The sequence below is a fragment of the Moorena sp. SIO4A5 genome, assembly GCF_010672005.1.
GTDB lineage: Bacteria > Cyanobacteriota > Cyanobacteriia > Cyanobacteriales > Coleofasciculaceae > Moorena.
In genome coordinates this window covers 1-7,836 of the sequence record NZ_JAAHHZ010000225.1, presented here as the reverse complement: position 1 = coordinate 7,836, position 7,836 = coordinate 1, and the positions used below count along the sequence as shown (strand labels likewise).

Genomic DNA, 7,836 nt, shown 5'->3' with positions numbered 1-7,836 from the left:
AGCCTGAAGACAGCAGTCTTTATAGCCCCCCAACCCCCAATTCTGGGGGAGCATGAACTTAAAGTTACCCATCTGCTACTCTTGTGTAAACAAATATTAATTTCGCCAACGGTATCAAAATTGGGGGGCTAGGGGGGCTAAACCATACCCAGAATCAGCAACACCCAATAATTACCGAGACAATTCTTTCCTTCTGCCCTTCTCCCCATTTCCCTGTGATCGGATCTGACGAAATCGCCCTTACACAAAAAAACTACCCCTCTCTCCTTTTCTCTGTTGTTCTCTGTTCTCCCCCCACACTCCCCCTTTGACCCTAAATGTAAAAACCTACTCCCGACTCCCGATTCCCGATTCCCGATTCCCGATTCCCGACTCCCGACTCCCGACTCCCTTTGCTATCATTTAAATCTGCAACTGGAATTCTCCCATGAGCCGCCAATCCAGTGTCCGTATCGTTCTAGGACTTCTTTTCCTCTCCAGCCTCACCATTAGCCTGTGGCTCGGTCATCTTCCCGCTACCACCTGGCAACTGCAACTGGGAAACCCAGCCACAGCTCAATCCCCTGATGCTAGCCAACTTGTCCAACAAGGGGTGGAACGCTACCAACTGGGAGATTTTACTAGCGCTATAGAATATTGGCAAACTGCCCTGACTACTTATCAACAAACCAACAACCGCCCTAACCAAACTATTGTTCTAGAAAACTTAGCGAGAGCTTATCAGCAAATTGGTCAAATCGACCAAGCCATTAACTACTGGGAAAAAGTTATCACTAATTATCAGCAACTGGGGGATTTACAACAGGTAGGGCGGATGCTTACCGAACTGGCTCAAGCTTATAGTAAATTGGGGCAAAATCAAAAAGCGATCGCATTATTATGTGGTACCATTAATTACGATTACCCCCAAGATCACCCCTGTGTGCCAGAAAGTGCGTTACAACTGGCTCACAGCCATCAAGACCAACTTGGAGTTGCTGCGGCTCTGGGGAGTTTAGGGGATGCTTATCGCCTCAGGGGCAAATACGATCTAGCGATTAACTATCTCGAAGAGAGCTTAACTATTGCCCAAAAAATTGACCACCTTCCCTATCAATCCTCAGCCCTGAATAGTTTAGGAAATGCCTACAGTAGCAAAGCTCAGCTCAGCTATCGTCGGGCAAACTCTGCTGAAAAAATCGGCTACACAAGAAAGGCTTTGGCACTCGAAGCAAAAGCTAAAAATAACGATAGCGAAGCACTAAAGTATTTTCAGAAAAGCCTCGATATTGCTATTACTCAAAACGACCAATCCGGTCAAATCCGGGCAAGGCTTAATGAGATTCCCCTGTACTACCGCCTTAGTGAATCTAGCGCTAGTGTTATGAAATGGCAAAAAGAATGGCAAAAAGCCTACTCCCTCTTGGAAACTCTACCAGATTCCCAGGATAAGGTTTATGCTGCCATTGAGTTAGCTAACCTGTTGCAACCGATTGCTCCGGCTCATGAAACTAGTCCCTGGATACGATGCTATCAGCCCAAACTAGAACCCCAGGCTACTGCACTCCTGGCTCAAGCCGTAAGAATAGCGCAACGGATTAATGACCACCGCTCCCAATCCTTTGCCCTAGGGGAACTGGGTCATATCTATGAGTGTCGTGACCAGTATACCAAAGCCCTAGAGTTAAGCCAACAGGCTAGGTTAGCAGCTGAGCAAAACTTGCTGGCAAAGGATAGTCTGTACTTGTGGGAGTGGCAAACAGCACGGATTTTTAAGGAGCAGGGGAAAGTAACTGAGGCAATCGGAGCCTATGAAAACGCGATCGCTACTCTCGAAACAATCCGTAGCGATATCCTAACTGCCAGTCGAGATGTCCAATTTGATTTTCTTGACACCGTTAACCCAATTTACCGACAGTTAGTGGCATTGAGGTTAGAGGGAGATCAAACCTTACTAAAATCAGCTTTACCCGATGTGCGTACTCAGAATATTAACATTGTCCTGAAAACCATTGATGGTCTCAAACTAGCAGAATTACAAGATTATTTTGGTAACGACTGTGTGTTAGCAGCAGTGAATCCAGCCAGAGTTGACCTAGTCAGTACTCGGACAGCTGTGATTAGCACCATTATCCTCAAAGACCGAACTGCAGTGATTTTAAGTCTGCCTAATGGTGAAAAGCAATGGTCGTGGATTGATAGTGATCGCGAAAGTATAAGACAAGACATTAATCAATTTCGTAGAGAACTAGAAAGCTTTTTTGAGCCTTACAATTCCCAACAGGCACAAAAAATTTATAATTGGTTAATTCGTCCTTTTGCCAATCAATTAGAACAAGCTCAAATAGAAACCCTGGTCTTCATCAATGATGGCATCCTACGCACTGTGCCAATGGCAGCCCTCCACGACGGGGAAAAATTTTTAGTTGAACGCTATGCGATCGCAACCACTCCCACCCTCACCCTGACTGAGCCTAAAGCATTAACCCCTCAGAGTTGGCGAGCACTGGTGTTGGGCTTAACCAAAGAAGCTATTGTCGATGGTCGTGAATTTGAAGCCTTGAGCAATGTATCCACAGAAGTTAAGGCAGTGACACAGACCATACCAGAGAGCAAACAGCTATTGGATGAGGAATTTACCCGCGATCGCTTACAACAAGAATTAGGTGCAACGGTTTACCCGATTATTCACATAGCTACTCATGGTGAATTCGGCACTGAACCGGAGGATACTTTCCTAGTCACCGGGGAAAATGATCAACTCACCATTGATGAATTAGATCGGGTAATTCGCAGCGTAGCTAGTACTACTGAGCCAGTGGAGTTAATCTCCCTCACTGCCTGTCGAACTGCCACTGGTGATGACCGAGCAGCCTTAGGTTTAGCAGGTGTAGCTGTTCAAGCAGGAGCCAGAAGTGCCTTAGCCTCGCTTTGGTTCATTAATGATCAAACCACTGCCCAAATTGCCGCCCAATTTTACCAGGGTTTGCGACAATCAAACTTAAACAAAGCCCAAGCCCTTCGTGCTGCTCAAATCGCTTTACTGGAAGCAGGAGGACAATATGCTCGCCCCGCCTATTGGGCACCTTATCTAGTAATTGGAAATTGGTTTTAATCTTAGGTGTATAACAGGTCTATGAATCAGTATTCTACTATTATGAGATGAAATAGCTAGATGCCATAGTGTCCAACCAACTTGAGTCAACCTGCGTCTGTTGCACAACTAGTCTAAGGATTTTTGGCCATTGGTGCCAGAGCGATCGCAAACAGCCTGATCAATGTCCCCACCCCGCTCTTGCCTAGACGGGGCTTCCAAACATCGGACTATTTTTTGTGAGTTGAGTTAGACAAACTCTTATATACTAACCAATGACTGCTAAACAGCTTGCTACCATCGTGAACAAAGTTCCTATTCTCAGCATTGACTTAGGTCGCACCTCCACTAAAGCTTGTATCAGCCGTTACCCCGATGGTGTAGTGCTCATTCCTGCCAACGTTGCCCATCTTACCGTTGAGCAAGTGCGTCGGGGTGGGTTTGAAGCTCGACTGGGTGACCCTCTATTAGATATTTGGCTGGAGTATCAAGGCAAAGGATACGCCATTGGACAACTAGCTGCTGACTTCGGAGCTAACTTGGGTGTTGGTCAATCGAAAGTAGAAGATGCCTTGATAAAAGTTTTTGCCTGCGTAGGACATTTCGAGCTTCAAGGTGACTTGGCAATTATCATGGGATTGCCCTACCATTCCCAAGAGCAGTTTGAGCGTGAAAAAGAGGAATTAATTGGTATCCTGGCTTCTCCTCATGTCATGTACTACAGAGGGGAACAAGTCTCGATTACGATTAAGAAAGTTTGGGTAATACCAGAGGGCTATGGTAGCTTGATCTGGGTTGAAGTTCAGGAAAACGATCCATCCGATGGCGGATTACATGACCGTTCCGTCGCCGTTGTGGATATTGGCCACCAAACCACTGACTTTATAATGGCAGATTCGTTCCGATTTGCTAGAGGAGCATCTCAGAGTGAAGCATTTGCCATGAATGAGTTTTATGATCAATTAGCTACCCAAATTCAGGGAGCTGACAGTCAATCGTTACTATTAATCAAAGCGGTTAATCGTCCAGAGGGAGAGCGCTTTTATCGTCCTAAGGGTGCTGCTCAGCCCACAGACCTCGACGAAATTATACCGAGTTTGCGCAAAAGTTTTGCCCGTGAACTATCTGATCGCTTGCTCGCTTGGCTACCAGAACGCACCACAGACGTAGTCGTGACCGGTGGTGGTGGACAATTCTTCTGGAATGATCTTCAACTTATCTTTAAGGAAGCTAGACTCAAGGGTTACTTAGCTCAACCCTCTCGAAAAGCGAATGCTTTGGGACAATACATTTATGGAGAGGTGCAGAAGCAATCAGCATCTCGATAAATTTTATTGTAATTATCCAGTAGGATTATAGGAATAATTCCCATGGCAGCGATCGCAAAAAAAGTAAATAAAACAGTAGCATTTACCACTAACCGGGAGGATCAAGCCCTACTAAAGGCAGTGGAGAAAGAACTAGCTAAGGGTCAGTATCCTAGCTTTAGCATGTTTTGCAAGCAAGCTATCCAAGAGTTTCTGTTAAAACCAGAATCCTCTCAGGAAAAAGCATCCTCCCAGGAAACAACCGAGGGAACAACCGAGGAAACAGCAAGTGTTGGAAATCTTGAAGACAAGCTAACCCAACTGCAGCAGCAATTAACTGAAGTGGTACAGACGTTATCCGTTCAGAGTCCTAGCCAACTGAATAGTCAGCTAACTGATCTGACTCAACGAATTGAGGAAATAGACTCTAATACAACTCAACAATTGACCCAGTTACAACAGCAGCTTGGGAAATTAGAGCAAGTTCTATCTACTGAAGAATCCTCTGAACAACTTGATGATCAATTGATGGCATTAATCGAACAGGTCAAGCAAGTCGATGACCGTTCTCATCAACAACTCGAACACTTAAAACAGCAAGTTGCTGGTGTAGAAACAGTGCTGTCCAATTTTAGTACGACGGATGTGTCTCGCGCCACAGAACAGGGATCCACAGCAAAAGCGACTAGAGAGTCAGATGCTACGGCTCAAGTAGGATGGGAAAAAGACGCTGATCAATCTGATGATCCGTTACTAAGTCGCTTGGGTTCTTTATTAGAGGATTTTTAATTAACTGTATACTAATATGACAAAACGTAGAGTTGGACTGCTGTTTGGTGGTGTCTCAGGAGAACACGAAGTTTCGATTAGTTCTGCAAGAGCGATCGCAAACGCTCTGTGTGCCGATGAAAATGCCTCTAAGTACGAATTGGTGCCAGTGTACATTCAAAAAAATGGCATCTGGACAGCGGTCGAAACTATCGCACAGGTTTTAGACTCGGGAACTCCCCTAGAATCTGCTCCTAACGGTAATGTCTGGCAATTTCCTGCCGTTGTCAGTGAGGTAGATGTCTGGTTTCCCATCCTCCATGGGCCAAATGGGGAAGATGGCACAGTTCAGGGATTACTAACCCTAATGGGAGTTCCCTTTGTCGGTAGTGGTGTTTTGGGTTCTGCTGTAGGCATGGACAAGCTGGCAATGAAGACAGTATATGCCCAAGCCGGATTACCCCAAGTCAACTACATGGAAGTTTTGCGATCGCAAGTTTGGTCTGATCCCTGTGTATTTACCAAACTCTGTGACCAAATTGAGGAAACCTTAAACTATCCCTACTTTGTCAAACCAGCTAATTTAGGCTCATCGGTAGGGATTGCCAAAGTGCGATCGCGTTCTGAATTAGAAGCCGCCTTAGATAATGCTGCTAATTATGACCGCAGGTTGATTGTAGAAGAAGGGGTAGTAGGGCGAGAAGTAGAGTGTGCTGTACTAGGGAACGATCATCCCAAAGCCTCAGTAGTTGGTGAAATTACTTATGATAGTGATTTCTATGACTACGAAACCAAATACACTCAGGGTCAAGCGGACTTGTTAATCCCCGCTCCCTTGCCCACTGACGTCATTACCCAGATTCAGGAAATGGCAATCCAGGCGTTTACTGCCGTTGATGGGGCTGGTTTAGGACGGGTAGACTTCTTTTATGTCGAAGCCACTAAGGAAATCTTCATCAACGAGATCAACACCTTACCAGGTTTTACGGCAACCAGTATGTATCCCCAACTGTGGGCAGCTACAGGTGTTCCGTTTCCACAATTGGTGGATCAGTTAATTGAGCTAGCAATAGAGCGGGCTTGAATCTTAGTCCTAAAGGAATATCATAGGAAAGGCTATGCCCAAGATTGACCTGAGTTAAACAATTTGAGGAGATAAACTTGGAACGGACATTTCTGATGGTTAAGCCGGATGGTGTACAACGGAATCTTGTTGGTCAAATCATCCAGCGTTTTGAGACAAAAGGTTTTACCTTAGTTGGGCTGAAGCTTATGAACGTCAGCCGTGAACTTGCCGAACAGCATTACGCTGTTCACAAAGAGAGACCTTTCTTTCCCAAACTAATCGAATTCATCATCTCTGGTCCTGTAGTAGCAATGGTCTGGGAAGGAAATGGAGTAGTGGCTTCCGCAAGAAAGATGATTGGTGCTACCAAACCTCTGGAAGCTGAACCAGGAACCATTCGGGGCGATTATGGGTTAGACACCGGTCGCAATCTTATCCATGGCTCAGATGCCATTGAGACAGCGCAGCAGGAGATTAGTCTTTGGTTTAAGGACGAAGAGCTAGTTAGCTGGGAACCAACCATAACCTCTTGGCTTTATGAGTAACGGTAACATTTACCTTTAAACGGGAAGTCCCACGCTCTACCCATGTTTGGTGAGCGTTGGGATTATTGGTTGAAAGATGGCCGAATTCTTCCCGACTCTTGTTAAAAGCAGTTAGCGGCTAGCTTCTTTTGCCCTTTAGTCTTTCGTCAAAGCCGGTCGCCCTTCGTTTTCCACAGGAATTGGCTCAAGGTCTGGGGTCTTAGACTTTTCAGAAAATCCCCACATGAACACTAGGGCAATGGCAGCAACCATTAACCATTCCGGTGGCACTAATTCCGGTTTAATGGCTCTGACCAACAGCCGCAATCCCACAAAGCCCACGGTAATGTAGCCAGCATCCTCCAGATAGACATACTCTTTCAACCAACGAATAAATAAGCCCGCCATGAAGCGCAGGGCAATTACCCCAATGGTGCCACCAGCAATAACCAGCCAGGTCTGGTCAGAAATTGCGATCGCTGTGGTGACACTATCCAAGGAAAAAGCTAAATCGGTAACAGCAATTAGCGGAATTGCCTGCCATAGAGAAGTAAACTTCGGGCCATGATGGTGATGGTCTTCATCTTGATCAGATCTGAAATACTCAAAGACCAACCAGAGCAGATAGGCTGCTCCCAATAACTCAAACTGCCAAAACTGCACTACCCAAGTGGCTGTGAGAATCAAAGTGATTCGTAGCACATAGGCAACTGCTAAGCCCAAGTTAAGAGCATGGCGTTGAAGTTGTTTGGTCTGTAAGCCTTGGGAGATCGCAGCTAATGCGATCGCATTATCAGCAGACAGTACAGCTTCTAGTGCCACCAGAATCAACAAAACCACAGGAGCCTCAAGCCCAACATTAAACGATGAGTTAAGAATTTGGTCTAGCATTAAAAATTATTAAGGTCTTAAAGGGTTAACTTAGTATATGTAATATATGTAATCGCCAAAATTACTAAAACTTTGATATCTAACTTAATTAATCTTAACATTTAATCAGAATTAAAGTGCGCAACGGACCCTACTGAGGTTCCAACACCCACACCGAACCGGCAGCAAGATCAAGGTACATAGCTGTGATCCCAATTTGATATCAAC

At 45.4% G+C, this 7,836-nt stretch carries 6 protein-coding genes; 5 read left to right on the top strand and 1 reads right to left on the bottom strand.

Annotated features, from left to right (window positions below; translation table 11 throughout):
• Positions 1–427 precede the first annotated feature (427 nt).
• The 5 genes from F6K57_RS33035 to ndk all read left to right on the top strand — a co-directional run bounded on the left by F6K57_RS33035 (position 428) and on the right by ndk (position 6,759).
• On the top strand, positions 428–3,094 hold the full coding sequence (locus F6K57_RS33035) for a CHAT domain-containing protein (RefSeq protein WP_293072223.1): 2,667 nt from the start codon (positions 428–430) through the stop codon (positions 3,092–3,094).
• Between the two features lie 254 nt (positions 3,095–3,348).
• Positions 3,349–4,401, top strand: coding sequence for a ParM/StbA family protein (locus F6K57_RS33030; RefSeq protein ID WP_075900799.1), 1,053 nt, complete (start codon positions 3,349–3,351; stop codon positions 4,399–4,401).
• A 42-nt stretch (positions 4,402–4,443) separates the two neighbouring features.
• On the top strand, positions 4,444–5,169 hold the full coding sequence (locus tag F6K57_RS33025) for a hypothetical protein (protein WP_075900801.1): 726 nt from the start codon (positions 4,444–4,446) through the stop codon (positions 5,167–5,169).
• 16 nt (positions 5,170–5,185) lie between these two features.
• Complete coding sequence (locus tag F6K57_RS33020; protein WP_075900803.1) at positions 5,186–6,232, top strand: D-alanine--D-alanine ligase family protein; 1,047 nt, start codon at positions 5,186–5,188, stop codon at positions 6,230–6,232.
• A 77-nt stretch (positions 6,233–6,309) separates the two neighbouring features.
• Complete coding sequence (gene ndk, locus F6K57_RS33015; protein ID WP_070393679.1) at positions 6,310–6,759, top strand: nucleoside-diphosphate kinase; 450 nt, start codon at positions 6,310–6,312, stop codon at positions 6,757–6,759.
• A gap of 135 nt (positions 6,760–6,894) precedes the next feature.
• Here ndk and F6K57_RS33010 read toward each other — a convergent pair whose 3' ends face one another.
• Entirely contained in the window at positions 6,895–7,629 is a 735-nt protein-coding gene (locus tag F6K57_RS33010) for a DUF475 domain-containing protein (protein WP_293060374.1), read from the bottom strand.
• Positions 7,630–7,836 lie beyond the last annotated feature (207 nt).